The organism is Kribbella sp. CA-245084, from assembly GCF_050942355.1.
Classification (GTDB): domain Bacteria; phylum Actinomycetota; class Actinomycetes; order Propionibacteriales; family Kribbellaceae; genus Kribbella.
In genome coordinates this window covers 5,042,757-5,067,365 of sequence record NZ_CP192053.1, presented here as the reverse complement: position 1 = coordinate 5,067,365, position 24,609 = coordinate 5,042,757, and the positions used below count along the sequence as shown (strand labels likewise).

At 68.5% G+C, this 24,609-nt stretch carries 22 protein-coding genes; 6 read left to right on the top strand and 16 right to left on the bottom strand.

The genetic code is table 11. From position 1 onward, the window contains the following. The first annotated feature begins 36 nt into the window (after positions 1 to 36). A complete protein-coding gene (locus ACQPYH_RS24315; protein ID WP_432875527.1) occupies positions 37 to 1,467 on the top strand; it encodes an alpha-amylase in 1,431 nt (476 codons plus the stop codon). Positions 1,468 to 1,472: 5 nt separating this feature from the next. Here ACQPYH_RS24315 and ACQPYH_RS24310 read toward each other — a convergent pair whose 3' ends face one another. The 4 genes from ACQPYH_RS24310 to ACQPYH_RS24295 all read right to left on the bottom strand — a co-directional run bounded on the left by ACQPYH_RS24310 (position 1,473) and on the right by ACQPYH_RS24295 (position 4,459). After that, the gene (locus ACQPYH_RS24310; RefSeq protein ID WP_432875526.1) at positions 1,473 to 2,378 is read right to left on the bottom strand and encodes a hypothetical protein; all 906 of its coding nucleotides are present in this window, start codon (positions 2,376 to 2,378) and stop codon (positions 1,473 to 1,475) included. Positions 2,379 to 2,561: 183 nt separating this feature from the next. Further along, on the bottom strand, positions 2,562 to 3,545 hold the full coding sequence (locus ACQPYH_RS24305) for a calcium-binding protein (RefSeq protein ID WP_432875524.1): 984 nt from the start codon (positions 3,543 to 3,545) through the stop codon (positions 2,562 to 2,564). 168 nt (positions 3,546 to 3,713) lie between these two features. Then, on the bottom strand, positions 3,714 to 4,142 hold the full coding sequence (locus tag ACQPYH_RS24300) for an SRPBCC domain-containing protein (protein WP_432875522.1): 429 nt from the start codon (positions 4,140 to 4,142) through the stop codon (positions 3,714 to 3,716). Then, complete coding sequence (locus ACQPYH_RS24295) at positions 4,139 to 4,459, bottom strand: ArsR/SmtB family transcription factor (protein WP_432875520.1); 321 nt, start codon at positions 4,457 to 4,459, stop codon at positions 4,139 to 4,141. Before ACQPYH_RS24295 ends, ACQPYH_RS24300 begins: the two co-directional genes overlap by 4 nt. Positions 4,460 to 4,526: 67 nt before the next feature. Here ACQPYH_RS24295 and ACQPYH_RS24290 point away from each other — a divergent pair, with 67 nt between their 5' ends. Continuing rightward, on the top strand, positions 4,527 to 4,925 hold the full coding sequence (locus ACQPYH_RS24290; RefSeq protein ID WP_432875518.1) for a DUF6855 family protein: 399 nt from the start codon (positions 4,527 to 4,529) through the stop codon (positions 4,923 to 4,925). Here the strand turns inward: ACQPYH_RS24290 and ACQPYH_RS24285 are convergent. From ACQPYH_RS24285 to ACQPYH_RS24255, 7 genes are all read right to left on the bottom strand, one after another. Next, on the bottom strand, positions 4,922 to 5,563 hold the full coding sequence (locus tag ACQPYH_RS24285; protein WP_432875516.1) for an HAD family hydrolase: 642 nt from the start codon (positions 5,561 to 5,563) through the stop codon (positions 4,922 to 4,924). The genes ACQPYH_RS24290 and ACQPYH_RS24285 overlap by 4 nt on opposite strands. Then, entirely contained in the window at positions 5,560 to 7,638 is a 2,079-nt protein-coding gene (locus tag ACQPYH_RS24280; RefSeq protein WP_432875515.1) for a hypothetical protein, read from the bottom strand. The genes ACQPYH_RS24285 and ACQPYH_RS24280 overlap by 4 nt, the downstream gene beginning before the upstream one ends. 62 nt (positions 7,639 to 7,700) lie before the next feature. Continuing rightward, complete coding sequence (gene ligA / locus ACQPYH_RS24275) at positions 7,701 to 9,689, bottom strand: NAD-dependent DNA ligase LigA (protein WP_432875513.1); 1,989 nt, start codon at positions 9,687 to 9,689, stop codon at positions 7,701 to 7,703. A 35-nt stretch (positions 9,690 to 9,724) separates the two neighbouring features. Further along, positions 9,725 to 10,465, bottom strand: a complete 741-nt coding sequence (locus ACQPYH_RS24270) for an orotate phosphoribosyltransferase (protein WP_432875510.1) — start codon at positions 10,463 to 10,465, stop codon at positions 9,725 to 9,727. A gap of 82 nt (positions 10,466 to 10,547) precedes the next feature. After that, positions 10,548 to 13,271, bottom strand: coding sequence for a helix-turn-helix transcriptional regulator (locus tag ACQPYH_RS24265; protein WP_432875507.1), 2,724 nt, complete (start codon positions 13,269 to 13,271; stop codon positions 10,548 to 10,550). An 82-nt stretch (positions 13,272 to 13,353) separates the two neighbouring features. Next, positions 13,354 to 13,725, bottom strand: coding sequence for a glyoxalase superfamily protein (locus ACQPYH_RS24260; RefSeq protein WP_130447619.1), 372 nt, complete (start codon positions 13,723 to 13,725; stop codon positions 13,354 to 13,356). Positions 13,726 to 13,741: 16 nt separating this feature from the next. Beyond that, positions 13,742 to 14,233: a MarR family winged helix-turn-helix transcriptional regulator gene (locus tag ACQPYH_RS24255; RefSeq protein WP_432875504.1), complete on the bottom strand. Its 492-nt coding sequence runs from the start codon at positions 14,231 to 14,233 to the stop codon at positions 13,742 to 13,744. Positions 14,234 to 14,323: 90 nt separating this feature from the next. Here ACQPYH_RS24255 and ACQPYH_RS24250 point away from each other — a divergent pair, with 90 nt between their 5' ends. Both ACQPYH_RS24250 and ACQPYH_RS24245 read left to right on the top strand, forming a co-directional pair. Continuing rightward, complete coding sequence (locus ACQPYH_RS24250) at positions 14,324 to 14,689, top strand: DoxX family protein (protein ID WP_432875501.1); 366 nt, start codon at positions 14,324 to 14,326, stop codon at positions 14,687 to 14,689. 508 nt (positions 14,690 to 15,197) lie between these two features. Continuing rightward, positions 15,198 to 15,605, top strand: a complete 408-nt coding sequence (locus tag ACQPYH_RS24245) for a DUF1003 domain-containing protein (RefSeq protein WP_432875499.1) — start codon at positions 15,198 to 15,200, stop codon at positions 15,603 to 15,605. 83 nt (positions 15,606 to 15,688) lie between these two features. Here the strand turns inward: ACQPYH_RS24245 and ACQPYH_RS24240 are convergent, their stop codons facing one another. Both ACQPYH_RS24240 and ACQPYH_RS24235 read right to left on the bottom strand, forming a co-directional pair. Next, positions 15,689 to 16,045: a hypothetical protein gene (locus ACQPYH_RS24240; RefSeq protein WP_432875496.1), complete on the bottom strand. Its 357-nt coding sequence runs from the start codon at positions 16,043 to 16,045 to the stop codon at positions 15,689 to 15,691. A 20-nt stretch (positions 16,046 to 16,065) separates the two neighbouring features. Further along, the gene (locus tag ACQPYH_RS24235) at positions 16,066 to 16,734 is read right to left on the bottom strand and encodes a nitroreductase (protein ID WP_432875494.1); all 669 of its coding nucleotides are present in this window, start codon (positions 16,732 to 16,734) and stop codon (positions 16,066 to 16,068) included. A gap of 102 nt (positions 16,735 to 16,836) precedes the next feature. Here ACQPYH_RS24235 and ACQPYH_RS24230 point away from each other — a divergent pair, with 102 nt between their 5' ends. Further along, the gene (locus tag ACQPYH_RS24230; protein ID WP_432875492.1) at positions 16,837 to 17,484 is read left to right on the top strand and encodes an FMN-dependent NADH-azoreductase; all 648 of its coding nucleotides are present in this window, start codon (positions 16,837 to 16,839) and stop codon (positions 17,482 to 17,484) included. Here ACQPYH_RS24230 and ACQPYH_RS24225 read toward each other — a convergent pair. Beyond that, positions 17,469 to 17,918 (bottom strand): MarR family winged helix-turn-helix transcriptional regulator, encoded by a 450-nt coding sequence (locus ACQPYH_RS24225; RefSeq protein WP_432875489.1) that lies wholly within the window; start codon positions 17,916 to 17,918, stop codon positions 17,469 to 17,471. The two genes, ACQPYH_RS24230 and ACQPYH_RS24225, sit on opposite strands and share 16 nt — an antisense overlap. A gap of 77 nt (positions 17,919 to 17,995) precedes the next feature. Then, positions 17,996 to 20,653 (bottom strand): beta-N-acetylhexosaminidase, encoded by a 2,658-nt coding sequence (locus ACQPYH_RS24220; protein WP_432875486.1) that lies wholly within the window; start codon positions 20,651 to 20,653, stop codon positions 17,996 to 17,998. Positions 20,654 to 20,957: 304 nt separating this feature from the next. Between ACQPYH_RS24220 and ACQPYH_RS24215 the strand changes: the two genes are divergently transcribed. Next, complete coding sequence (locus ACQPYH_RS24215; protein WP_432875484.1) at positions 20,958 to 23,732, top strand: AAA family ATPase; 2,775 nt, start codon at positions 20,958 to 20,960, stop codon at positions 23,730 to 23,732. On the opposite strand, the gene ACQPYH_RS24210 is transcribed toward ACQPYH_RS24215, so the two are convergent. After that, positions 23,729 to 24,499 carry an isocitrate lyase/PEP mutase family protein gene (locus ACQPYH_RS24210; RefSeq protein WP_432875481.1) on the bottom strand — a complete coding sequence of 257 codons (771 nt, stop codon included), beginning with the start codon at positions 24,497 to 24,499 and terminating at the stop codon, positions 23,729 to 23,731. The genes ACQPYH_RS24215 and ACQPYH_RS24210 overlap by 4 nt on opposite strands. Positions 24,500 to 24,609: the final 110 nt, after the last annotated feature.

Here is a 24,609-nt window from a genome sequence, read left to right as displayed (position 1 = left end):
TTTGATGAAGTTTCCCGACGCCCCTAGGGAGTGCTGATGATTCGCCGTGTGCTCGTGCTGCTGGCCAGTTTGTCGATGGTGTGGTTGAGCGTGCCGGTCGCGCAGGCTGCGCCGAGCGGAGATCGGGACGTCATCGTCCAGTTGTTCGAATGGAACTGGAACAGCGTGGGCCGCGAGTGCGGCGCGGTGCTCGGTCCCAAGGGGTACGGCGCTGTGCAGGTCTCGCCGCCGCAGGAGCATGTCGTGCTGCCGGCGTCGGGGTACCCTTGGTGGCAGGACTATCAGCCGGTGAGCTACAAGATCGACAACACCCGCCGCGGCACCCGCGCCGAATTCGTTGCCATGGTCAACAGTTGTCACGCAGCGGGCGTCAAGGTGTACGTCGATTCGGTGATCAACCACATGACCGGCGGCTCGTCCGGTGGAGCCGGCAGCGCGGGTTCGTCGTACACGCACTACAACTACCCGGGGATCTACCAGAACCAGGACTTCCACCACTGCGGGCGGAACGGCAACGACGACATCGTCAACTACAACGACCGGTACGAGGTGCAGAACTGCGAGCTGGTCGACCTGGCGGATCTCGCGACCGACACCGACTACGTGCGCGGCCGGATCGCGGCGTACCTGAACGATCTGTTGTCGATCGGGGTCGACGGGTTCCGGCTGGATGCCTCGAAGCACATGGCGGCCGCGGACATCGCCGCGATCAAGGCGAAGCTGTCGCGTCCGGCGTACCTCTATCAGGAGGTCATCTACGGCGCGGGCGAGCCGATCACCCCGGACGAGTACGTCGGTAACGGTGACGTGCTGGAGTTCCGGTACGGGACGGATCTCGCGAAGATCTTCAACACCGAGCGACTGGCGTATCTGCACACGTTCGCCGAGCCGCTGGCGTCAGATCACGCGGTCGTGTTCACCGACAACCACGACACGCAGCGGGGGAGCGGCGTACTGACGTTCCGCGACAACGGCCGGTACGCGATGGCGAACGCGTTCATGCTGGCGTGGACGTACGGTACGCCGAAGGTGATGTCGAGCTACGAGTACAGCTCGAACGACGAGGGCCCACCGTCGACGAGCACCGGGCAGACGGTCGACACGACGTGCTTCACGAACCGGTGGCGCTGCGAGCACGAGTGGCGCGTGATCGCGAACATGGTCGGCTTCCACAACTCCGTCCGCGGGACGGCTGTCACCGAGTGGTGGGACAACGGCAACGACGCGATCGCCTTCGGCCGCGGCACCAAGGGGTACCTCGTCCTCAACGACGAGAGCTCCGCGCTCACCGGCCGCAGCTTCCACACCGACCTCCCTGCCGGGGTGTACTGCGACGTCTTCCACGGCGACTACACACCCGGCCATTGCAGCGGTCCGACGTACACAGTCGACTCGGGCGGCTGGTTCCGCGCCGACATCGCCGCCACCGACGGCCTGGCCCTACATGCCGGCGCGAAAGTCTCGTAGCGGCGTCACTCTCCGAACGGCGGGGCGGCGGCCGGGCCGGTCCAGTGGAAGTACACCGGGTCGTCGAGACTCACCGGGATCTTGCCGCGGTTCTGGATGACGGTCGCGGTGCCGTTCGCGTGGCCGACGGCGTACAAGTAGGCGGACTTGGATTCCTTGTCGATGCCGAGCAGCAGCGTCCCGTACTGACCACATCTCTCGGCGACCAGCGCTTCGAAGCCCTGCCAGGTCGATCCGCGGACGAGCTTGACGACCGGCTTCATCGGCGTCGCCGTCGGGATGTGGATCGTGTACAGCGCCCCGGCGCGGGTGTTGGCCAGGAACGTGTCGTAGGTCCGGGTCTGGCTGATCAGCGCCATCGACTTCACCGCGGAGAAGCCGGGGTACGACGCCTTGTTCCGCCACACGCCCTGCGTATCCACGGTCCAGCGGAAGAGCACGCCGTCGCCGCTCAGACCGTACGTGGTCGTTCGGTAGAAGGAGCCGGCGGAGTACGTCGACTGGTCGACGGCGGTGAAACCGGACCAGCCTCCGCCGATCCGGTTGAGGCCCGAGCGCAGGATCTCGCCGTCCGCGAAGTTGACGGCGTAGAAGCTCTTGTACAGGGCGTCGCCCAGGACGAGATAGCCGCTGGGCTCGGGGCCGGCCGCGTTCGCGTCGGCGGTCATCGTGGCGCTGAGCCGGACCTGACCGTCCGGATACACGTCCTTTCCGACGATGTGGTCGTACGTGCGGGTCGGCGGTGAGGTCGCGGCCATGATCTGGGTCCAGCTGTCGCCGCCGGCAGTGACCGATCCCAGATCCACCGCACAGGCTTCGGCCGCGGCGCGCGGCGACGCGCCGGCTGTTGTCGGCAGGAAGCCGACCGCGAGTACTGCCGCGACGGCTCCTGCGACGAGCGTTCGATTCATCTCTGTCCTCCCCCGGACTGGTGCTCAGCGCCCGGCGGCAGCCCCAGGAGACGGATGACCGCCCTTCCGCTGCAGGCCCTCACCTGTCCTGATGCCCGGAGTCAGACCAAAGTTGCGCCGGCCGGCCCAGCGCCCAGCGGCCCAGTGCCCGGCGTCCGGGGGAGCGGACGCCGGGCAGAGTGCTCAGAGGATGCTGAGCGCGATCGTGCCCCGCGCGAGCCCGCCGGTCGAAACCCGGTCCTTACCGGTGAGCGTGTCGACGGTGAGCTGGTCCGTGGGTTCCGCGTCCTTCAGTTGTACGTCGGCATGCAGTCCGGACACCCGCACGTCGCCGTGGGAGCCGGAGACGCGGATGTGGTCCCTGCCCGCAGTACCGGTCACGGTCACCGCGTCGATCGCCGAGTCGCCGCCCCTGGTGTTGAGCTGTGCACCGAGATCGACGGTGACCTTCCGGACATCGGTACGGCGCAGGTCGCCGACGGTGACGGTGTCGGCGCCGCCGAGGGCGTTCAGCGTGAGCCGCTCGACATCATTGGTGTCCATCACGATGTTGCCCACGTCCCGGGTGAACCGCATCCTCGAACCGTTGGCAGAGGCAACGAACTTCTCAGCGACGGCCGCACCGTTGAACACCATCGTGTCCTGGTCGCGGCCACCCTCGACGACGTCGCTGCCGTCGCCCGGATCCCAGGTGAACGTGTCGCGACCGCTGCCGAGCTGCGCCGTGTCGGCGCCCCGGTTCCCGTCGACGCTGTCGTTGCCGGCGCCGGTGCGGATCAGTTCGTTGCCGCTGCCACCGAACACGGTGTCGTTGCCGTTCCCGGTGTCGATGATCGTGGCCGGCTGCACCTCGGCGCCGTAGTCGATGCGTACGGTGTCGTTGCCGCCCCGGCTGTCGACGTGGATCTGGCCGAAATCGGCCCGCTTCACGACGCGCTTCGGCGTACCGTCACCGAAGTCGATCTCGACCACCGACGTGTCGGCGGCCGGCACGCTGAGGGTGATGTTGTCGGCATGGTTCGTGCCGGTGACGATCAGCTGGCCGGTGTCGATCACGACGCTGCCGGCCGGCGCCGCGGACGCCGTACCGACGAGGCTCACGGCGATGCCGGCGCTGACAGCCGCTACGGCGAGTCCGCGCCGAACACGCTTTGCCACAGTACTCATGATGGTTTCTCCCCTGTTGTTCACGGCCGTCTCGAGTCGACTCGCCGGAATGTATGGGCCCTACACGGGCACCGACGCAAGACGGTTCACACTGAACCGAATTCGTTCGGTGCTCGTATGCACGGCATACAAGGGGAAACTAGGAGATCGTGGGGGACGCCAACAGTCTTACAAAGCGGCGATGTAGCGCGAGGTGATCGCCGCCCACGCCGCCCCCGTTCGGTCGCGGCGTGGGCGGCCGGCTGGGCCAAGGTTGTCCCAGCCAGTCTGTTCGAGCCGTACGACGGTGCCGTCGCCGCGCGGGTTGAACGTGATCTCGACCTCGGTGGCCTCGCTGCGGTCGAAGAACAGGTGCCACAGGAATCGCAGCCGCCCGGGCGGTTCCCAATCGAGGACCTCGCCCCACAGGTGCTCGGCGCCGTCCGGTCCGGTCTCTACGATTCGCCCGCCGGGCAACGGCTCGAACGTGATCGCCGCCGGATCACCGCTGACGGTGTGACTGGTCGGCCACCAGGTGACGCATTTGCGGGTCCACACGTCGAAGGCGTGCGCAACCGACGCGTCCACGTCGAACTCGACTACCAGCGGCTCGATCATCGCTCCTCCGAGGTGTTCTCGGCGACGATCCGGAACCGGGTCGCGGCCGACCCCCACACCTCCGCGAAGTAGGCGCGCACGGCGTCGACGCCCTCCTCGCGCAGTTGGTAGACCCGGCGATTCCCCTCGGGTACGTCGCTCACGAGCCCGGCGTCCTTCAGCAATCGCAGGTGCCGGGATACGGCCGGTCGGCTGATCGGCAGCTGCTCGGCGATCTGCCGGACCGACAGCGCACCGCTGCCGAGGATCTCGACGATCGCCCGCCGGTTCGCGTCACCCAACGCGTCGAGCGCGGGCGCGGCCTCACCCGGTTCCACTTGTGGCCCTCCCCAGCTCGGTAACTTGAGTGTTACGGTAACCGAAAGTGGACCAAGAGGGGGAGTCATGGACGGACAAGGTTCGGGAACGGCCGCGGACCCGTGGGTGCTGACCACGCCGCCCGGCAGTTCGCAGTACCAGGTGTATCGCGACGAGTCGGCCCTCGTGTGCCAGGTCGGTACGACGAAGCTCAGCTACGACGTCCGCTGTATCGACGATCTGCACGCGATGCTGAAGACGCACGGTGACTGGATGCCGCTCGGCAACGCCGACGAGCAGAAGCCGGCCGCACCGGGCACGGTCGAGGCCTGGGCGCGCTCCGAGGACAACCCGGTCGGCGGCTGGTACGGCCTCCGCAAGGGCTACCGCGGCCGCTTCGCCAACTACGTCCCGCCCGTCCTCGAAGTCCTCGGCCTGGTCGAGCTCGAGCACAATCCGCGCAACAACCGCGTCCGGGCCCTCTAGCTGACCAGGTCCGTCGTCACCTCGTCGAGGGAGTGCACGACGACGTCGGCCAGCGCGAGTGCGTCGTCCTGCGGCGGGTAGTTCGCGTTCGGTACTGCGATGACCCGCAGCCCCGCCGCGGATGCGGAGCGCAGCCCGTTGCTGGAGTCCTCGATGGCGACGACCTGGGACGAGTCCGCCCCGAGCCGCCCTACCACCTCGTTGTAGACCGCGGGGGAGGGCTTACCCGCGCCGACCTCCTCGGTGGAGACCGTGACGCGGAAGTGCTCGGTCAGGCGCGCCGACTCGAGCACGGTGTCGATCAGCCGCCGAGGCGACGACGACGCCAGCCCGAGCGGCCAGCGACTCGCGAGCCGCTGCACCGCCTCGACCGCGCCGGGCAATAACGGCAAGTGCGACCGATAGCGCTCCACCATGCCGTCGATCACCCTGGTCGCGACCTCCTCGGCCGACCCCGGTACGCCGATGTCGGTCAGGTACGCCGACCACTCCGGCGTGCTCATCCCCTGCAAGGCTTCCGTGGCGTCCGCGGGCCAGTCCCGGCCGGCGGACGCCACGACGCCTCGCCGTACGTCGTCCCACAGCGGTTCGGAGTCGATCAGCACCCCGTCGAGATCGAAGACCACCGCATCCGTCATAACCTGATTTCTACGTGGGTCCCGTCCGGATTGCCAGGATGACGCAACCACAGGATGTTGTCCTCGTACCGCGCCTCGATGTCGTCGCCGTTGACGGCAGTCGGCTCGGACGGGACGCGGAGTGCGGTCGTGACCTGTACTCCGCGGGGAGCCTCGCAGGTGAAGCGGATGCCGGTCTCGTCGGAGCTCCAGTCCTCGACCCGGCCGGCGGAGGCGAGCAGGGGCTGTTCGTCGTAGCTGAGGTCGCGGAGCCAGGTCAGTTGCCCCGGGCCCAGTTCGCGCCGCTGGACGATGGGCAGCGCCGGATCGAGCAGATCGAGATAGTTGCCTTCGACAACATGGGCGCCGTCCAGTACGGCCCCGATGAGGTACGGACCGCGCTGCACCGACAACCAGTTGCTCGACTGCCAGGTATGGCCGCCCGCCTCGGCCAGCTCGCGGATCGCCGCGACCAGCTCGGCCGCGCGCTCGGGCGACTCGGTGAAATCGGCCGGGCGGACCGGCAGGAATCGGACCCGCCCCTTCCCGATCGACTGGATGCCGTCGCGTCCCGCGCCGAGCGCCTCGGCCAAGTGGTCGGCGCAGGTGGTGTAGCGGCCGGTCCACCACGAGCGGATCGCGTGGTACGGATCAGCGCCATCGCCGACGTACAGCAGACTGCCGCCGCGGTTGACCCACCCGGCCAGCGCGTAGTGGATGCTCGGCGCCAGCGGTTTCTGGAACTCGTAGCTCAGGACCAGTACGTCGACATCGTCCAGCGCATCCGGTGTGTCGATCACGTTCTCCAGCTGCACCGGCGCGACCCGCTGCCCGTCGAACAGCGGCGGCAGCGCGAGACCGTAGAAGTCCGAGAAGTGCAGCTGCTCACGTCCTTCCAGCGCCAGCGCGTCCTGCAGACCGTCGTAGTGCCCGCTCTCACCGCCGGGGGACCAGCGCTGGAACATCGCGGTGTCCGAGAGCGCGATCCCGATCCGCGGGCCTTGCTGATCCCATCGCACGTCCGGCTGATCCAGATCGCGCAGGCTGTTCATCGCGATCAGGTAGCTGGTCGCGGTGTCGGCCGGGATGAGCTCCCGCTCGTCGGTTCCCTCGCGCAGGTACGGGCGGTTGAAGATCCGGTTCGGCCACGGGGCCACCTCGTACCGCGAGACACCCGGGTGCAGCAGCGACGCGATGAGCGTGCGCTGGTAGTTGGCGAGGTAGTCCTCCCAGGTGCGGTCCGAGTGGTCCTCGATCGGGTCGTGCAGGAACCACATCCGCCGGTCGGTGCCGCGGGTCAGGTCCTGCGCGATGCCGTATTCGAGGTACGCCGTCTCGAACGTGCGCTCGGCGACCTTGCCGGCGTACACGTTCGGTGTCCGGGAGGTCCCGGTCCACACCTGCGCGATCGCGCCGTCGATCGAGGGGAGCGTCCGCAGGCGTGATTCGGGGCTGACGATCTGCCACTGCGTGTAGTTCAGCAGGCTGTGGGTCGGGACGTAGAAGCGGACCTCACGGCCTTGCTGGAGCGCTTCGTCGCGGAGTACGGAGGTGACGCGGTCGAGGCTGCGGGAGAGGAGATGCTGCTTGAGCTGTCCAGCGCGGAAGTGCGCCTCGGGACTGCTGTGCGGGGGCTGCCACGGCTCCTTGAAGAAGGCCTGCCACTCGCGCTTGAACGACTCCGAGTAGCCGGCCCGCGCCCAGAACTCAGGCTCCTCGAGGTGGATGCCCTCGACGCCGAGCTCGATGATCGGGCGGAGCTTCTGGACCAGGTACTCGGTGAAGCTGAACGTCGGGACCATGTACGGGATGTCGGTGCTCTGACCGTGCAGGATCGGCTTGCCGTCGCCAGTGGTCTGAGCGTCGGCCCAGTGGTCGGAGCCGTCCCACCGCCCGTCGAGATAGTCCTGGTACGTGCCCCACGAGATGCCGGTCATCAGGTGGACGCGATACCCGGCCTCCCGCCACCGGGCGATCCGCTGCGCTGTGGTGTCGTTGAGGCCGTAGACCATGACGAAATCGGTGCGCAGGTCGATCGATTCGTCGTACGGCGCTTGCTCCTGAAAGCCGGTCGCTTCACGGTGCTTGTCCGTCATACCGTCAACCCTGTCCGCTCCGGCCCGCCACGCGCCACCGTGCTGTCAGGAACTGGACACATCTAGTTCAGGAGATCGGCGGCCTGGAGTTGTTGCCAGATCTCGGACTGGTCGACGACGGTGACGCCGAGCTTCTCGGCCTTGGTGAGTTTCGAGGCGCCGACGTCGGCGCCGGTGATGAGAAGGTCGGTGCTGGCCGAGACCGACGAGGCGATGCTCGCGCCGGCCTTCTCACAGAGCCGCTGGAACGCCGGCCGCGCGACCTTCTCGCCGGAGCGCGGGTCGCTGATCGATCCGGTCACGACGACGGTCTTGCCGGCCAGCGGTGCACCGGCGGCGACCACCGGCGGCAGGTCTTCCTCGCGTACGTCGAGCGAAACGCCCGCTTCCCGCAGCCGCTCGAGCTCCGGGCGTAGCCGGTTCAGGTGCTCGATGAGTGATGCAGCGACCTTCGGGCCGATGTCGTCCACGGCTACGAGGCCTTCCTCGCCGGCGTCGGCCACCGCCTCCAGCGAGCCGAAGCCCGCGCGGCACAGCCGGGCCGCGGTGCCCTCGGAGGCCATCGGGATCGCGAGGCCGATCATCGCCCGGCGGAGGCCGACCTGACGGCTGGCGTTGATCGACTCGATCATCCGCGCCGCCGAGACCTCGCCGATCCGGTCGAACTCGAGCAGCCTCTCGGCGGTCAGGTAGTAGAAGTCCGACGGGTTCTCGAGGATCCCGGCCTCGGCCAGCCGCTCGATCCAGACCCCGCCGATCGCGTCGATATCGGCCGCCGCGCGCGACGCCCAGTGGATCAGCCGCCGCACGGTCTGGGCCGGGCAGGAGACGTTGGTGCAGAACAGTTCGCGGCTGTTGCCTTGCTCGGTCAACGGGAATCCGCAGGACGGGCAGACGACCGGCGGCACGATGTCCTGCTCGTCGCCGGTGCGCTTCGAGGCGTCGAGTACGCCGGCCACGAACGGGATCACGTCGCCGGCCCGGCGGACCAGGACCGTGTCGCCGATCTTGATGTCGCGGGCCCGGATCACCTCCTGGTTGGCCAGGGTCGCGCGCGTGACCGTCGTACCGCCGACGAAGACGGGCTCGAGCCAGGCGACCGGCGCGATCTTGCCGGTCTTGCCGACATCCCAGACCACGTCGGCGAGCACGGTCGTCTTCTCCTCGGCGGCGAACTTGAACGCCAGCGCGCCGCGGGGCGAGCTCGACCGGGTGCCCGCGGCGGCGAAGGCATCGCGATCGGCCAACCGCAGTACGGCGCCGTCGAGGTCGTAGTCGAGGTCGTTACGTCGCTGCTCGATCGAGGTGATGACCGTCTGCGCCGCGGCGGCGTCGTCGCAGTGCCGCATGTCGGCGACGGTGAAGCCCATCGTGGTGAGCGCACGCTCGAGGTCGGTGTCGGCGCTGTCGGTGAGCAGGTCGAAGGCGAGGAACTGCAGGCGTCGCTCGGCGACGGTGGCCGGGTCCTTGGCGCGCAGCGTGCCGGCGGCGGCGTTCCGCGGGTTGATCAGCGGCTTGTCGGGGTGGGCGGCGTTGTAGGCAGCGAATGTGGAGCGCAGCATGACGGCCTCACCGCGCACCTCGACGCGGTCCTGTACGTCGAGCTTGGCCGGCACTCCGTCCGTGAGCGCCCGCACGAGCGGGGTCACGTCGTCGCCGGTCGTCCCGTCGCCGCGGGTGACCGCTCGGGCGAGGCGGCCGTTCTCGTAGACCAGGGCGAGTGAGAGGCCGTCCAGCTTCGGCATCACGACGACGGACTGGCCCGGGAAGCGGCTGAAGAACGCCTCGACCTGCTCGGGCCGGGTCGCCTTCTCCAGCGACAGCATCGGCCGTGAGTGCCGGACCGGCGCGTGCAGGACCGTCGGCGCGCCGACCTGGTCCAGCGGGTTCGGATCCGGGGCGAGCTCCGGGTTGGCCTCGATCAGCGATCGCAGCTCGTCCTCGATCGCGTCGTACTCCGCGTCGGCCACCGACGGCGAGCCGCGGTAATAGGCGTCCCGCAGTACGACGATCTGATCGGCAAGTTCCTGAATCCGCTCCCCAACATCCACCCCAGGACCCTACCGGGGCCTGCCGACAAATCCCTTCAGGCAGCGTGGTCCAGCAGGGACCAGCGGGGATCGTCGTTCGACCAGTGGTTGACCAGGGCATCGACGGCAAGGTGGTGGACGGCCGGATCGAGTACGCCGTGATCGGTCGCGGCATCGAGTACGTCGAGGTAGGTGGCGACCGACTCGATCGGGAGGGTCTTGGCGATCGGCGCCACCGTGGTGGCGACGTCGCGCATGTCGACCAGCGTGAAGGCGCCGACCAGGATCGCTCCCTCGCTCTGCAGCTCGTCGGCGAACGCCTCGAGCGCGCCGCCTGAGGACACCGCGTCGTCGACGAGCAGCACCCGTCGACCGGCCACCGACGCGCCGCGAACGCTGGGTTCGTGGTCCTCGTGCCCGACGTACCCGGGCTTGCGGACGAAGGCGAACGGGAGGCCGGCGGCGAGCGCGACCGCGGTCGCGAGCGGGATGCCGCCGGTCTCGGCGCCGACGACGACCTCAACCCCCATGCGCCGGGCGAAGTCCACGGCAGCGGCTCCGAGGTCGGGCAGAAGCTGCGGGTCGCCGTACGCGTTCTCCACCGAGAGCGGGTGCAGCGGGAGGCGTTCCTTCATGTCCCAGTGCGCGACGCCGGGGCGGACCAGACCGGGAACGGTGGCGAGCCGGGCCACGAGATCCGTGCGCGGCTGGGGGACGACGGTGAGGCGAGCCAGGTCGGCCCGGTCATTGAGCTGCACGCGGCGAGCATTCGCCAAGGTTTTCCGGTCGGTGTTCATGTCATCGACGATCGCTCTTCGGCGACTTGGTCGCGCCCGTCACAGTCCCTGGCCCACCGACGTGTGCCCACCCTGGCCGGCGTCAGCGGGTCAGTGCAGTACGAAGCTGTCGGCGGGAGGTGATTCCTAGCTTCGAGAAGGTCTTGCGCAGGTGCCATTCGACTGTGCGCGGGCTGATGAACAGCTGGGCCGCGATCTCGGGGTTGGTCATCCCGTCGCGCGCTAGCCCGGCGATCTGCGTCTCCTGCGCGGTGAGGTCGTTGAGCGTGTCCGGGCGGCGCTTGCGAACCGTCTCGCCGGTCGCGAGCAGCTCGTGCCGGGCGCGCTCCGCGAAGGCTTCGAGGCCCATCTGTTCCAGCTGCTCGTGTGCGATCCGGAGCTGTTCGCGGGCGTCGACGCGACGGCCTTCACGCCGCAGCCATTCGCCGTACTGGAGGTGGGAACGGGCGAGCTCGATCCGGAGGCTCGTCCGGCCGAGGTGCTCGATCGACTCGACGTACCCGCTTTCGTCGGCGCTGAGCAGGGCACGGACGCGCGCCTCGATGCCGAGTCCCCAGTCCGTCGGGGTGGCGGTCGTCCGCTCGGTCAGCCAGGCGAGTGCACTCTCGACGAGCTTGGCGTCACCCGTCCTCGACGCGGCCTCCGCCAGCTCGCTGGCGGCGAGTGCGCCGTACCCGAGGACGTCCTGCTCGAACACCTGCAACGCCGCGTCCTTGGCCACGTCGTACCGGCCGAGACCGTTGTGCAGCACGGCATTCGTGTACGTCGCGAACGCGGCGATCCGGCCCTGGCCCTGATCGGTCGCGCTCCGCAGGGTCGTGTCGATGAGCTTGCGCGCTGTCGACTCGTTGCCGCGGTACGCCTCGAGGAACAGCCGGCCGGTGCCGACGCTGGCGTTGCCGGTCGCTGCGGCGATGCCGGCGTCCTCCTCGACCAGGCGGGACACGGTCTCCAGATCACCGGTCGCGCAGAGCATGTTGGCCCGGAAGTTGAGCGCGAACTGCAACTGTACGAGCGCACCGGTCGCGCGTGCGGTCCGCTCCTGGCGGGTCGCGAGCTCCAGCGCGGCCTCGTAGTCCCAGACCTCGACCGCGACGATGCCGATGCCGCGGTTGCCGGTGAGCCAGAACCAGTCTCCGACGTCTTCCGCGCCGACTTCGGCAGCGCGCGCTCTGTCGAGAGCCGCGACGAGGTGGGGCGCGGCCGCGGTGTAGCCGCGCGTGTAGCGCAGCGCGAGGGCCTCCAGCAGAACGTCGATCGGCGAGTCGGAGGAGGCAGGCACGGGAGGCGTCTCGGCCGCCGCGTAGGCGACGATGCCCGGCGCGCTCGGGCCGCTCGCCCAGATGGCGGCCGACATCGCTTCGAGGTAGGCCACCCGGGCCCGATCGGGATCGAGCGGCTCGAGCTGCTTGGCCGCGGCGAGCAACCCGCTGGCGGCCTCGCGGGGTCGGCCTTGGTCGAAGGCGATCTCGCCGCGCAGGTGTTCGACCTCGGCTGTCCGGAGCGGGTCCTGGGGACCGGCGGTCACCGCGCGAAGTAGGTCAAGAGCCGAGTCGAGTGCGCCGGAGCTGCGCTTGGCCACCGCTGCGGCCAGTGTCCGTTGGGCTCTGCGGCCCGGGTCCGGCGTCAGCTCGGCGGAGCGTTGGAGGAACACCGCGGCCGAGTAGAAACCGCCACGACCCTGGGCCCGGTTCGCGGAGCGTTCGAGCTCGGCCGCGACGTCCTCGTCAGGCCGTACGGTCGCCTGGGCTCGGTGCCAGGCCCGGCGGTCCGGGTCGATCTCGGGATCGGTGACGTCGGCCAGGGCTTGATGCGCGGCCTGCCGGTCCTGGGCTGTCGCCGTCCGGTACGCCGCCGATCGCACCAGCGGATGCCGGAAGGCGATCTGCTGCCCGAACGTGATCAGTCCGGCCTCGATCGCAGCCGCGGCCGGATCGGCGCCCAGGCCGAGTCGCTCGACCGCCCGCCAGAGCAGCGTCGCGTCACCGAGCGGTTCGGCCGCCGCGACCAGGAGGAGCAGCCGGGTTTCGGCCGGCAGCGCTTCGACGCGTCGGACGAAGCTGTCCTCGATCTGGCTCGCCAGCGTCGTACTGCGGAGGCCGTCGGCGAGCTCGGCCGCGGTCCAGGTGCGGGGGAGTTCGAGCAGGGCAAGCGGGTTGCCCCGAGTCTCGGCGACGATCCGGTCGCGGACCCGCGGGTCGACCGGACCCGGCAGCACCGAATCCAGCAGGGCTCGGGCGTCGGCGTCGTCGAGGCCGCGGATCTCGAGCTCGTTGAACCCGGTCAGCTCGTGGTCGATGCCGTCGCGGACGGCGAACACCATTACGACCGACTCCGCCTCGAGCCGCCGGGCGACGAACGCGAGAATCCGCGCGGACATCAGGTCGAGCCACTGTGCGTCGTCGACAACGCAAAGCACCGGCTGCTCGGATGCCGCGTCGGAGAGCAGGTTCAGTACGGCGAGGCCGATCAGGAACCGATCCGGGGCCGGTCCGTCCTGCTGACCGAACGCGATCCCCAGCGCCTCGTGTTGCGGCCGTGCAAGCCTGTCCATCCGGTCCAGGAACGGGCGGCAGAGCTGATAGAGCCCTGCGTAGGCGAGCTCCATCTCGGACTCGATGCCGACGATGCGCGCGACCATGCAGCTCTTGACGCTCGCCGTCAGCGCGTCGAGCAGCGCCGATTTGCCGGTGCCGGCCTCGCCACGGAGTACCAAGGCATCGCTGCGTCCCTGGCGTGCAGCCTCGAGCATCCCGCCCAGCACGGCGAGCTCGTGCTGCCGCCCCCGCAATTCACGCTCCGCCACCCGATCAGGCTTTCACCGGCCTCACCCCGAACGCAAGATTCAACAGACTGTTGACCAATGATCGCCGCGCCGAGGCGTGCCGTCAGTTGCGGTTGGTGATCTGCTGGAGTGCCCAGGAGTTGCCGTCCGGGTCGCTGAAGAAGACGAAGCGACCCCAGGGGAACTCCTGGACCTCCGAGACCTCCACCCCGCGCCCGGTCAGCTCGGCCCGCGCCGCGTCCACATCAGCCACCACGATCTGCAAGCCCCGAACGGATCCCGGCTCAGCCTGATCCATCCCACTGCCGAGCGCGATCGAGCAAGCCGACCCGGGCGGCGTCAGCTGCACGAACCGCAGCTCGTCGCTCACCTGATGGTCATGGTCGGCAACAAACCCCACCTGCTCGGTGTAGAACGCCTTAGCCCGATCCACATCCGAAACCGGCACCGAAACCAACTCAAGCTTCCACTCCATGCCCGGCAACCTACCGTCAGCCTTCGTGGTGCAGAAGTAGTTGCTTGAGCGCGGCGGCGATGGACGCCGATTGCTCGTCGGTCAGCGGCTCCAGGAATTCCCGGTTCGTGCTGATCAGCTTCTCGAGCGCCTGTCGGCCGACCTTGTTGCCTTGCCGGGTGAGCTGGACGAGCACCCCGCGCCGGTCGTCCGGGTCCGGCGTACGGCGGATCAGGCCGGCCCGCTCCAGGCGATCGAGCCGCGACGTCATGGCGCCGGTCGTGATCAGGGCGGACCGCGCCAGATCGCTGGGCTTGCAGCCTTGCGGGTCGCCGACGCGGCGCAAGGTGTTCAGTACGTCGAAGTCGGCGATGCTCAGGTCGAACGGCTGAAGTACGCCGACGACGACCCGTTCGTAGTACTCCGCGACCAGCACGAGCCGCCCGGTGACCTCGAGCGAACTCGAGTCCAGCTTCGGGTCCCGCTGCCGCCACGCCTGCATGATCCGGTCGACGGAGTCATTCTCCACGCCACGGAGTTTAGCTTGACACCAAGCTACAGCGACGTAGCCTGGTATTAAGTTACTTGATACCAAGCTAACCGTTCGAGGAGGCGACCCATGCTCGCCGGCTATATCGCGGTCACCGTGGTGGCTGCCATCGCCTACGCGTCCGCCGCAATCATGAACTTCACCCACAACAGTTCCGTCACTGCGACCGCCGAACGGCTGCACGTCCCGGTGACATGGCAAGTCCCGCTGGGCGTCCTACTCGCCGCAGGCTCGGTCGGCCTGGTGGCCGGCTTCGCCGTACCAGCCCTAGGCACAGCCGCCGCCTGCGGCCTCGTCCTGTACTTCACCGCCGCAGCCGCCGCCCACCTCCGAGCCCACGACACCCGGGTATCCGCCTGGCTCAACTGGGCCGCCTTCTTCACCCTGTCCGTCGCCGCACTAGCAGCAGCCCTCGCCGACCATGGTCCCCTGTGATTCGTCTCAAGAGTGCAGTCAGGTTGCGGACAGCGCGAGCGGCGCGCGTGGCCGGATCCTGGCTGGAACAGGAACCCGAGGGCCGAGCCGGGATAGATCTTGAGCTGCGCGTGGGGGATGAGGCCTGCTAGTCCTGCCGCAAGAAATGTTGTGGTTGCAACCCGATCTCCCCGGCTGCGACAACACGAGCGGATAACTCCGCGAGTTGTGCCTTCTCTGCTCGCACACCAGCAGAGAAGGCACAACGGCAGCGGATATCCACTCGTCTGACCGATCACGGCCACGCCGGGGCAGCGCGACCTGCTGCGCGACGACGCTGCCGAGCGAGAACCCCAGTACGCCGTCCCGCGCGCCGGTGTCGCGGAGTCGATCCGGTGGTGCCCGTGACTCCCAGGTTGGGCAGACTTGCGTACGAGTTTCGATAGCCACATTCAGCTCTCCTGAAGGTCCCGGGTCCAGCCCGTAGCCCGGATCTCGCCTCAGCGCTGACATCACCCTGGGAGATCGCATGGCAAACAACACGCTGCTTCACGAGGGCCGGCACCACCCGGTCGTGGTGGCGCAGGCGGCCAAACGGGCAGAGAGCCTGCAGTTGCGGATCGCCGATCAGATCACGGCGTTCGCCGGGTCGATGCGCTTCGGGTACGTGCACGTCGTGTTGTTCGCGGTCTGGATGCTGGTCTTCGAGTCCAACCCGTGGCCGACGCTGACTCTCGCCGTTTCGCTCGAGGCCATCTTCCTGTCGACGTTCGTGATGATCGGCCAGAACCGGCAGGCCGCCTTCCAGCAGGCCAAGGCCGACCACGACTTCAGCGAGTCCGAGCTCGAGCTCAAGTCGAACACCCAGCTGACCCGCGAGATCCACACCCTGACCGTCGAGCTCCACTGCCGACTGGTCGAAGAGGCGAAGCCCTAGCTGCGGCTACTCGCGGTGTAGCTGGCGGAGGTTGGTCTTCGCCAGGTCGACGAGTTCGCAGCCACGCCGGCTCAGTTCGCGACTCAGGACACCTCGAATACCAGCCTGCCGGACACGAAGCCGGCGTACTCCGGCCGCCACCCTTCGTTGTACTCCGCAGCGTCGGCGTACAGCACCGCCAGCTCCCGCACCGGCCGGCACGGCCATGCCTCGACGTTGATGCTCTGGTAGTCGCCGTACCCACCGCTGATGATCTCGGAGCAGCTCACGCACCCGACAAACGCCGCACTCCGCTGCTCGCACCGCCCGCGACCCGTCTCGATGTACGGCGCAAGCATCCGCCGTGGCTCGTGGGCGACCAGCGTCGCGAACCCGTCGTCATCAAGCCGCACGAACAGGAACTCGAGCAGCTCCTCCACATAGTCGTAGAACCGCGCCATGCCCCGATCGTTCCACAGGGTCAGTCGAAGCCCATGAACCTCACAGTCTCGTCGAGGGGGGCCCGGCCGGTGTGGGTGGTGGTCTCGGTGGGTTGTTTGTGGCCGATGGACATGCCGCAGAAGAGCATCAGGTCAGTGGGGGGCTCGAGGATTTCGGCGACGGTTTTGTGGACTTTGGCCCAGGCCATTTGGGGGCAGGTGGACAGGCCCTCGGATTGGCACAGGAGCATGACGGTCTGGAGGTACATGCCGACGTCGGACCATTGGGCCGGGCCCATGGCGCGGTCGATGTAGCAGAAGAGCGCGGCGGGGGCGCCGAAGCAGTCCCAGTTGGCGATGGCGGCGCGGTAGCGGGCTTCGGTGTCTTCGCGGGGGATGCCCAGGTCGCCGTACCGCTGTCGGCCGAAGGCGGAGCGGCGTTCGCAGTACGGCGGTTTGAGGGGCTCGGGGTACTGCACATATTCGGGTTCGTCCCACGGGTCGCCCGCGGCGATGCGTTCGGTGGCTCGTTTCTTGAGTTCCTTCAGCGGGGTGCCGCTGACCAGGTACGGGCGCCACGGCTGGATGTTCGACCCGGACGGGGACCAGGCCGCGGCTGACAACACTGTTTCGAGGACCTCCTGTGAAACCGGCTCGTCGGTGAAGTCGCGTACCGCGTGCCGGCTCTTGACTGCCTCGTAGACGTCCATGACTCCTATCTCTCCACTCGTCACCTTGGGTTAGTTTCTATTGAGATAGTATCATTCGATACGATACTGATAGTAACTACTACATCACGAGAGAGAAGGGCCATGCCCACGCTGTTGCACATCGACTCGTCCGTTTTCCCGACTGAAAGGTCCGCGTCGCGCGGCGTCGCGGATGCCTTCCGGCAGGCCTGGGAAGAGCAGCATCCGGACGGCGAGGTGATCTATCGCGATCTGGCCGCCGATCCGATCCCGCACATCACCGCGGAGGCCTACACGGCCGGCCTGACCCCGTCGTCCGAGCACACGCCGGAGCAGTCGGCGGCGCTCGCTGCGCGCGTCAAGCTGATCGAGGAGCTCGAGCAGGCGGACGTCGTACTGATCGGCGCCCCCATGTACAACTACACGATTCCGTCCACGCTGAAGACGTGGCTGGACAGCGTGATCCTGCCCGGGCGGACGTCGGGCGAGGGCCACTCAGTTGCTGGTACGCCGGTCGTCGTCGTGGCGAGCCGTGGCGGTTCCTACGCGCCGGGCACACCTCGCGAAGGCTTCGAGTTCGTGCAGAACTACCTGCTGGCAGTGCTCGCGGGCAGCCTCGGCATGGAGGTCGACTTCATCGTTCCGGAGCTCACAATGGCTCCCCGCATGCCGGCCATGGCCGAGCTGATTCCGCTGTACGAGCGCTCGCGTGAGCGCGCATTCGAGGACGCGGTGACGAAGGCGAAGCAACTCGCCTATTCGGAGGGGTAAGCCACCTTGGTGAGCAAGGCCTCCAGTTGCTTGGCCTCGGCCGCATCGAGACCGGCGACCAGCCGCCCGGCCAGCGGCTCGGCCTTGTCGTGAGCCTCGTCGAACAACTCGAGTCCCTTGGGCGTGATCTCCACCGATCGCGCCCGCCGGTCACCCGGTACGGCGTTGCGTACGGCGAGACCCTTGCGCTCGAGGTCGTCCACGATGCGCATGATCCCCGCCTTGTCCGACCCGGTCGCGGCGGCGAGATCCCGCTGCATCATCGCGCCCTGGTTGACGAGCGCGATGAGTACAGCGAAATGCCGCAGCTCGATACCGAGTGGTCGCAGTGCCTCGGCCATCACCGTGCCGGCCCGCCAGTGCGCCTGGCGGAGGAGCAAGCCGAGCGCGAACGGGGACGGATCCCCGGGGCGGTCGGTGGCACGAGCGGTCATGGCCGTCATGGTACTGCGATCCACTCAGTCGATACCTTCTCCTTCGAAACGAGTTGGGACGAGCTAGGAACGAGTTGTCAGAGTCGGGCGCACTGACCCGACTTCGGGCCGGACACCGAGTTGGGTTGGCCCGCGTTCGTCGGCGCGGGGGAGTTGCCGGAGCAGGCCAGCGGCCCGCTGATGCGGTTGCCGGAGACGATCGTCGAGCCGGTGTTGTTCTGCAGCGACACCGGTCCCTTGATGGTCGACGGCGCACACTCGCCGCCCGCGTTGCCGAGCCAGACGCGAGTCCGACCCGTCACGCTCACCGGTCCGGACACCGTCGTACCGCAGAGCAGCACGTTGCCTGCGCCGGACGCCGTCACCGGACCGCGGATCTCTGACCCGGAGGCGTAGAGTCCGGCGCCCGCGGCAACGGTCACCGGTCCAGAGACCGTTGCGCCCTCGAAGCACGCGACGCCTGAGGTGACATTCAGCGGGCCGTTGTGCGTGCCGCTGAGCATCGTCGTACAGGAGGGGATGCCGGTCGCGACGAACGGCACGACCCAGGTCTGGGCCTGACGGGTGTAGGTGACAGTGCCGTGATAGGTCCCGTCAGCGGGGTAGGTGTGGCTCCCGCTGACAGTCATCAGGCTTCGGCCTTGACGTTGGCTTGTCACGTAATCGCGTCCCGCGATGGGAGCCGTTTCGGCTGCGGATCCATCGCCCCAATCGATCGAGGCGGTGACCTCACCCGGCGGGATAGAGCCTGCCGCCAGACGTCCGAGCGGCGCGTCGGTGACGGTTCGGTCGACGCCGAAGCGGGTGACCGTGCCCATCGATTCCGGCGTCCAGTTGACCTGGGCGATCGAGCCGTAGTTCACGTTCGCGAACGCCCACCGCGGTCCGGCAACGCTGAGCCGCTGCACGTACGAGTCGTAGTCCTGGGTGAGGACCTTGGGTGACCAGGCCTTCTCCAGGATCCCGGCCAGCCGCGGGAAGACCATGAACTCGTTGGTGGCGAGTCCGCGCATCTGCTCGCCCCAGATGGGCGCCTCGATGCCGATGATGTCCTCAGCCTTCGGACCGCCGTACGCCGGCTGGGCCCACACGGAGCGGTACTTCTCGTAGACCCATTCCGGGTCCCATCCGTACGCCTTGTCCAGCTCGGTACGCGGCGTGCGGCCGGGCGAGCCGTCGTACCCGAAGTCGAGGTACGCGTTCCACTCCGGCGTCGTGATGACCTGGCGGTGCTGGTTGAACCACTCGGGCTTGATCAGCGGGGGACCGCCGCCGGTGTAGTCGGACCAGTAGTGGTTGATCGACGTCGAGCCCGGCGCGTAACCCTCGAGTGCCGGGTTCCAGCCCATCATCTGCTTGCCGTTGTCGTTGACGATCTTCTCCATCTGGCCGATCCACCACTTGTAGTCCTCGTGGGGCATGCCGATGGCCTCGTCGCCGCCGATGTGGATGATCGGTGCGGGGGAGATGGCCGCAAGTTGGGCGATCGCGTCCCGCCAGAAGGCGAGGGCCCGTTCGCTCGCCGGGTCGAGCGGGTTGGTGCAGAACCGGTCGGTCTGCGTCTGGCCCTGGCAGCCCATGACCGCGACGCCGCCGAGGGATCGGACTGCGGCCGTGGCGTGGGCCGGGCCTTCCAGCTCCGGGACGATCTCGATGAAGCGGTCGGCGGCGTACTTCACCAGGCCCTTGAAGTCCTCCTGGGTGTAGAAGCCGGCGATGCAGGCTGCTCCGTTGCAGCCTGTGCCGTCCAGAGCCGGGTAGCCCTTGATCTCGAGCCGCCAGGACTGCGAGTCGCTCAGGTGGAGGTGCAGCCGGTCGCCCTTGAGCGCGGCCAGCTGGTCGATCATCGAGCGGATCTCGGGCACGGTCATGAAGTTCCGGGCCGGGTCGAGCTGAAGACCTCGATGCGGGTACCGCGGGTAGTCGAGCACCGTGATCGGCTGCGCGGTCCACGGACCGGCGCCGGTCGTCGGCGAGTTGATTGCTGCTGGCAACAGTTGTCGCAGGCTGACGAAGCCGTTGAACAGGCCGTGTGCCTGCGGCGCGACGATCTTCACGCCGGCACTCGACACCGTGAGCGAGTAGCCCTCGTCCGTCTTGTCCTGCGGGATGCCGGGCACCGAACCGGTAGCCAGCGAGATGTCGGCGGCCGTTGCGGAGCCGGTCACCACCGGCAGTACGAACCCGGTGGCCGGGCGCAGATAGCCGGCGAGCACCTCAGCCGTGGCCGTCAGCGCACTGCTCGAGACGACGATCCGGGACGTGTTCGTGAGCTGCCACGGCTGGCCGCTTCCGGGCGTCTGCTGCACCGGCACGGGGATGATCTGTCCCACCGTCGGCGGCGGCTTCGGGCCGGACCAGATCTCGAACTCGTTGATCGTGTAGCCGACGGTGGACGTCGTCGCGAGCGCCTGCATCCGGACACACGTGACCGGGTCCTGGTGATCGATGACCTGGGAATCCTTGTCAGCGGGATTCGCCACATGGGTGACCGTCGACCACGTCTGACAGTCGGCGTCCGTCGACACCTGCAGGTCGTACTCCGACGGCTTGGCCGGCGAGGTCCACCGGGTGAACACCTCGTACACCGGCGACGGCGTGGCCAGCTTCACCTGGAACCAGTCCTGCGTCGGGTCGTACCCGCTGCCGACCGACGCGTAGTTCGACGTCCACCCGTTGTGGACGAAGACGTCGGTCGCGTTGGCGGGCGCGTACGTCAACGCAGGCGCAGTCATCCGTTGCGACTTGGCCGAGGCGACAGCACCCGGCAGCAGAGAGAGGTTGACGCTTTCAGGGGATGCGGTGGTTGTCGTGGGGGTGCCGGCAGAAACCTGTGGAACCAGAAGCGCGGCGACCAAACCACCAAGTGCAAGAGCGGGGACAGCACGGAACGAAAATCTCACGTCACTCCTAACCGGGGCAGCGGCATAACGCGGACGTGGAGGGCGACCGTACCCGCGATTTTCTCCCCCATTGCCTGCACGCACAAGAAGGAATCTTTCTTGGCAGCAGCGGGCGGGCGGCTGTAGCTTCCAGAGCATGTCGACTGAGGATCCGCGGTACGGGTTGCGGGGTCGGCGGGATGAGTGTGGGGTGCTGGACCGGCTGGTGGGGAGTGTGCGGTCGGGGGAGAGCCAGGTGCTGGTTGTGCGGGGGGATGCCGGTTCGGGGAAGTCGGCGTTGCTCGGTTATCTTCAGCAGAGCGCGGGTGGGTGCCGGATCGCGCGGGCGGTCGGGGTCGAGTATGAGATGGAGCTCGCGTACGCGGGGCTGCATCAGTTGTGTGCGCCGATGCTTCAGCTGCGGGAGCGGCTGCCTGAGCCGCAGCGTCGGGCGCTCGAGACGGCGTTCGGGCTCAGCGCGGAGGCGCCGCCGGACCGGTTCGCGGTCGGCCTCGCAGTACTCGGGCTGCTGTCCGAGGCGGCCGAAGAGCAGCCGCTGCTCTGCGTGATCGACGACGCTCAGTGGCTGGACGAGGCGTCCGCGCAGGCGATTGCGTTCGTTGCTCGTCGGCTGTTGGCGGAGTCGGTCGGGCTGGTGTTCGCCGTACGCCGGTCCGGGCAGGTACAGGTACGCGAACTGGACGGGCTTCCGGAGCTGACGCTCGGCGGGCTCAAGGACAAGGACGCCCGGGCGCTCCTCGACGCGGCGTGGCCCGGTCGGCTGGACGATCAGGTCCGGGATCGGGTGATCGCCGAGGCGCGGGGGAACCCGCTCGCGCTGATCGAACTCCCGCGCGGCCTGAGCCCGGCCGAGTTGGCGGGCGGCTTCGAGCTTCCGAACGCATCACCGCTCGCGAACCAGCTCGAGCGGAGCTTCCTGCGACAGGTCGAGTCGCTCCCGGAGGAGAGTCGGCTGTTCGTGCTGACGGCAGCGGCCGAGCCGGTGGGTGATGTCGCGCTGCTGTGGCGGGCGGTGGGCATCCTAGGGCTGAGGATCGGGGCGGGAGTGCCGGCGCAGGAGGCGGGACTGATCGAGCTTGCTGCCTACGTCCGGTTCCGGCATCCGTTGGTGCGCTCGGCGGTCTACCGGACGGCGTCCGCGACCGACCGGCTGAGGGTGCATGCGGCGCTGGCCGAGGCGACCGATGCCGAACGCGATGCCGATCGACGCGCCTGGCATCTCGGTCATGCGGCGCCCGGCCTGGACGAGTCCGTCGCCGACGAGCTGGAGCGTTCCGCCGGACGTGCGCGAGCTCGCGGCGGGATCGCCGCTGCCGCCGCGTTCCTCCAGCGAGCAGCGGAGCTGACGCCGGATCCGGGCCGTCGTGGCCGACGGGCGCTAGCAGCGGCCGAGGCGAAGGTCGGATCGGGCGCACTGGAAGGTGCGCACCGGCTGCTGGCCATCGCGGAAGCCGCCCCGCTGGACGGCCTCGGACGCGCACAGCTGGCCCGGCTCCGCGCGCAGATCGTCTTCGCTGTACGCCGCGGTATCGAGGCGCCGCCGGTGTTGCTCGACGCGGCCAAGAAGCTCGTGCCGTACGACGCGGAGGCGGCCCGCGAGACCTACCTGGATGCGCTCGGGGCCACGATCTACGTGGGCCGCATCCATCGCGGAGTCGGCCCGAAGGTGGTCGCGGCCGCCGCACGGAAGGCGCCTGCCGGACGACGTCCGGACCGGCCGGCGCATCTCCTGCTCGACGGTCTGTCGACCCTGTACATGGACGGCTACATCGCAGGGATGAAGCCGCTGCAGCATGCGATGGAAGCGTTCGTGAACGCGGACGGAGACGACGAGAACGACGTACTGCGGTGGTTCTGGATCCCGTGGCTCGTTGCCGGCGAACTGTGGGACGACGCGAAGTGGCACGAGCTGGCGAGCAAGGCGGTGCGGGTGTGCCGCGAGTCCGGTGCGCTCACCGCACTGCCCCTGGCGCTGGGATATCGCGCCTTCGTGCATCTACACGCCGGTGAGTTCGCAGCGGCATCGACACTGCTCGCGGAAGGCGATGGGATTACCGCTGCAACCGGCAGCGCCACCGTGGGCTATCCGTCGCTGATGCTCATGGCCTGGCGCGGCGGCCAGCCCGACGCGGTTCTCGCCTCCTTCGCCGGCGGGATCGCAGACGTGACCGAGCGGGGCGAGGGACGGGGGATCAGCGGCGAGGGGTATGCGATGGCGGTCCTGAACAACGCGGCCGGCCACTACGACGCCGCGTTGGCCCACGCTCGGGTGGCGTGCGAGTACGACGACCTGGGCATCTACGGCCTCGCCCTGATCGAGCTGATCGAAGCGGGCAGCCGCAGCGGAGCGTACGACGAAGCCGCGGACGCCCTGCGCCGCTTGACGGACCGGACGACCGCGGCCGGCACCGACTGGGCGCTCGGCGTCCAGGCCTGGACGCAAGCGATGCTGAGCGACAGCGAGAGCGCCGACTCGCTCTACCGGGAAGCCATCGCGCGGCTGGAGCGGACCCGCGTGATCGTCTATCTCGCCCGGGCACGTCTCGCGTACGGCGAGTGGCTGCGCCGCGAGGCACGCCGGGTCGACGCCCGCGAGCAGCTGCGGACGGCGTACGACATCTTCAGCCGGATCGGGGCGGAGGCGTTCGCAGAGCGTGCGCGACGAGAGCTGTCCGCCTCGGGCGAGACCGCCCGCAAACGCGGAGAGGAGCCGCACGGCGTACTCACCCGTCAGGAGTCGCAGATCGCGCGGCTCGCGCGGGACGGCCTGTCCAACCCGGAGATCGGCGCCGAGCTGTACATCAGCCGCCATACGGTCGAATGGCACCTGCGGAAGGTGTACGCGAAGCTCGAGATCAGCTCACGCAACCAGCTCGGCCACCTGCCGATGAGCGCCCTCGAGTCGGCCTAGCCCTGGATCGTTCCGAGATCGTCGGCGAACCGGGCCATCGCGTCCTCATAGAGGAAAATGGCCCAGCTCACCCGGGCCACGCCCAGTTCTGCCAGCTCGGCCGACGATTGACGCTCTGGCCAGTGCGTGACATTCACCGGGCCCTGGACGTCCGAGACGAACTGGCCCAACGCGTCGGATTCCCAGGGGCCGATCGGATAGACGCAGTCGACGCCCACGTCCAGGTAGGCCTTCGCCCGGTCGGTCGCCGCCGGCACCAGCTCTCTGTACGCTTCCATCCCGGCGCCGGCCAGGAACGGCGGGACGAACACGTCGATCCGGGCGTTGATGACGAGCGGGTAGTCGATCGCGGCCGCGGACGCACGAATCGCGGCCAGCCACTCCGCGTGAACGGCGGTATCGTGGATGCCGCCGGTGCTGTGGTCGGAGTCCTCGAGGTTGCAGCCGGCAGCGCCTACGGCGTGCAGCGCGGCCACAAGTTCGGCCGGCTCCATCCGGTAGCCGGCCTCGGCGTCCACCGATACGGGTACGTCGACAGCGCGCACGATCCGGCCGGCCGCGGCGAGCATCTCGTCACCCGGCGCGCCCTCGTCGTCCTCGTAACCGAGGGCGGCAGCGACTCCCCAACTGGTGGTCGCGACCACGGGATAGCCGGCTGCGACGACGGCTCGGGCGGTAGCGGCGTCCCACGCGTTCGGCAGGAGCAGGGGATTGCCCGGGCGATGGAGCGAGCGCAGGAGCTCGCATTGCTGCTGGAGTTCAGTCATGACGCCTCGAGAGTGGGCAGGAGATCGCAGGGGCTTCGAGAGTAAGCCCGCGCAGGCGTAATGTCGCTGGTGACGGATCCACAGCAATCCCATCACGAGGGACATCGCCC

What these genes read in the sequence shown, in the direction of transcription:
- ACQPYH_RS24225 (WP_432875489.1), bottom strand. Translation starts at nt 17,918, where the DNA reads ATGACCGCTCGTGCCACCGACCGCCCCGGGGATCCGTCCCCGTTCGCG.
- ACQPYH_RS24245 (WP_432875499.1), top strand. Translation starts at nt 15,198, where the DNA reads ATGGCAAACAACACGCTGCTTCACGAGGGCCGGCACCACCCGGTCGTG.
- ACQPYH_RS24280 (WP_432875515.1), bottom strand. Translation starts at nt 7,638, where the DNA reads ATGACGGACAAGCACCGTGAAGCGACCGGCTTTCAGGAGCAAGCGCCG.
- ACQPYH_RS24300 (WP_432875522.1), bottom strand. Translation starts at nt 4,142, where the DNA reads ATGATCGAGCCGCTGGTAGTCGAGTTCGACGTGGACGCGTCGGTTGCG.
- ACQPYH_RS24240 (WP_432875496.1), bottom strand. Translation starts at nt 16,045, where the DNA reads ATGGCGCGGTTCTACGACTATGTGGAGGAGCTGCTCGAGTTCCTGTTC.
- ACQPYH_RS24260 (WP_130447619.1), bottom strand. Translation starts at nt 13,725, where the DNA reads ATGGAGTGGAAGCTTGAGTTGGTTTCGGTGCCGGTTTCGGATGTGGAT.
- ACQPYH_RS24230 (WP_432875492.1), top strand. Translation starts at nt 16,837, where the DNA reads ATGCCCACGCTGTTGCACATCGACTCGTCCGTTTTCCCGACTGAAAGG.
- ACQPYH_RS24210 (WP_432875481.1), bottom strand. Translation starts at nt 24,499, where the DNA reads ATGACTGAACTCCAGCAGCAATGCGAGCTCCTGCGCTCGCTCCATCGC.
- ACQPYH_RS24290 (WP_432875518.1), top strand. Translation starts at nt 4,527, where the DNA reads ATGGACGGACAAGGTTCGGGAACGGCCGCGGACCCGTGGGTGCTGACC.
- ACQPYH_RS24310 (WP_432875526.1), bottom strand. Translation starts at nt 2,378, where the DNA reads ATGAATCGAACGCTCGTCGCAGGAGCCGTCGCGGCAGTACTCGCGGTC.
- ACQPYH_RS24305 (WP_432875524.1), bottom strand. Translation starts at nt 3,545, where the DNA reads ATGAGTACTGTGGCAAAGCGTGTTCGGCGCGGACTCGCCGTAGCGGCT.
- ACQPYH_RS24220 (WP_432875486.1), bottom strand. Translation starts at nt 20,653, where the DNA reads ATGACTGCGCCTGCGTTGACGTACGCGCCCGCCAACGCGACCGACGTC.
- ACQPYH_RS24315 (WP_432875527.1), top strand. Translation starts at nt 37, where the DNA reads ATGATTCGCCGTGTGCTCGTGCTGCTGGCCAGTTTGTCGATGGTGTGG.
- ACQPYH_RS24285 (WP_432875516.1), bottom strand. Translation starts at nt 5,563, where the DNA reads ATGACGGATGCGGTGGTCTTCGATCTCGACGGGGTGCTGATCGACTCC.
- ACQPYH_RS24235 (WP_432875494.1), bottom strand. Translation starts at nt 16,734, where the DNA reads ATGGACGTCTACGAGGCAGTCAAGAGCCGGCACGCGGTACGCGACTTC.
- ACQPYH_RS24250 (WP_432875501.1), top strand. Translation starts at nt 14,324, where the DNA reads ATGCTCGCCGGCTATATCGCGGTCACCGTGGTGGCTGCCATCGCCTAC.
- ACQPYH_RS24215 (WP_432875484.1), top strand. Translation starts at nt 20,958, where the DNA reads ATGTCGACTGAGGATCCGCGGTACGGGTTGCGGGGTCGGCGGGATGAG.
- ACQPYH_RS24270 (WP_432875510.1), bottom strand. Translation starts at nt 10,465, where the DNA reads ATGAACACCGACCGGAAAACCTTGGCGAATGCTCGCCGCGTGCAGCTC.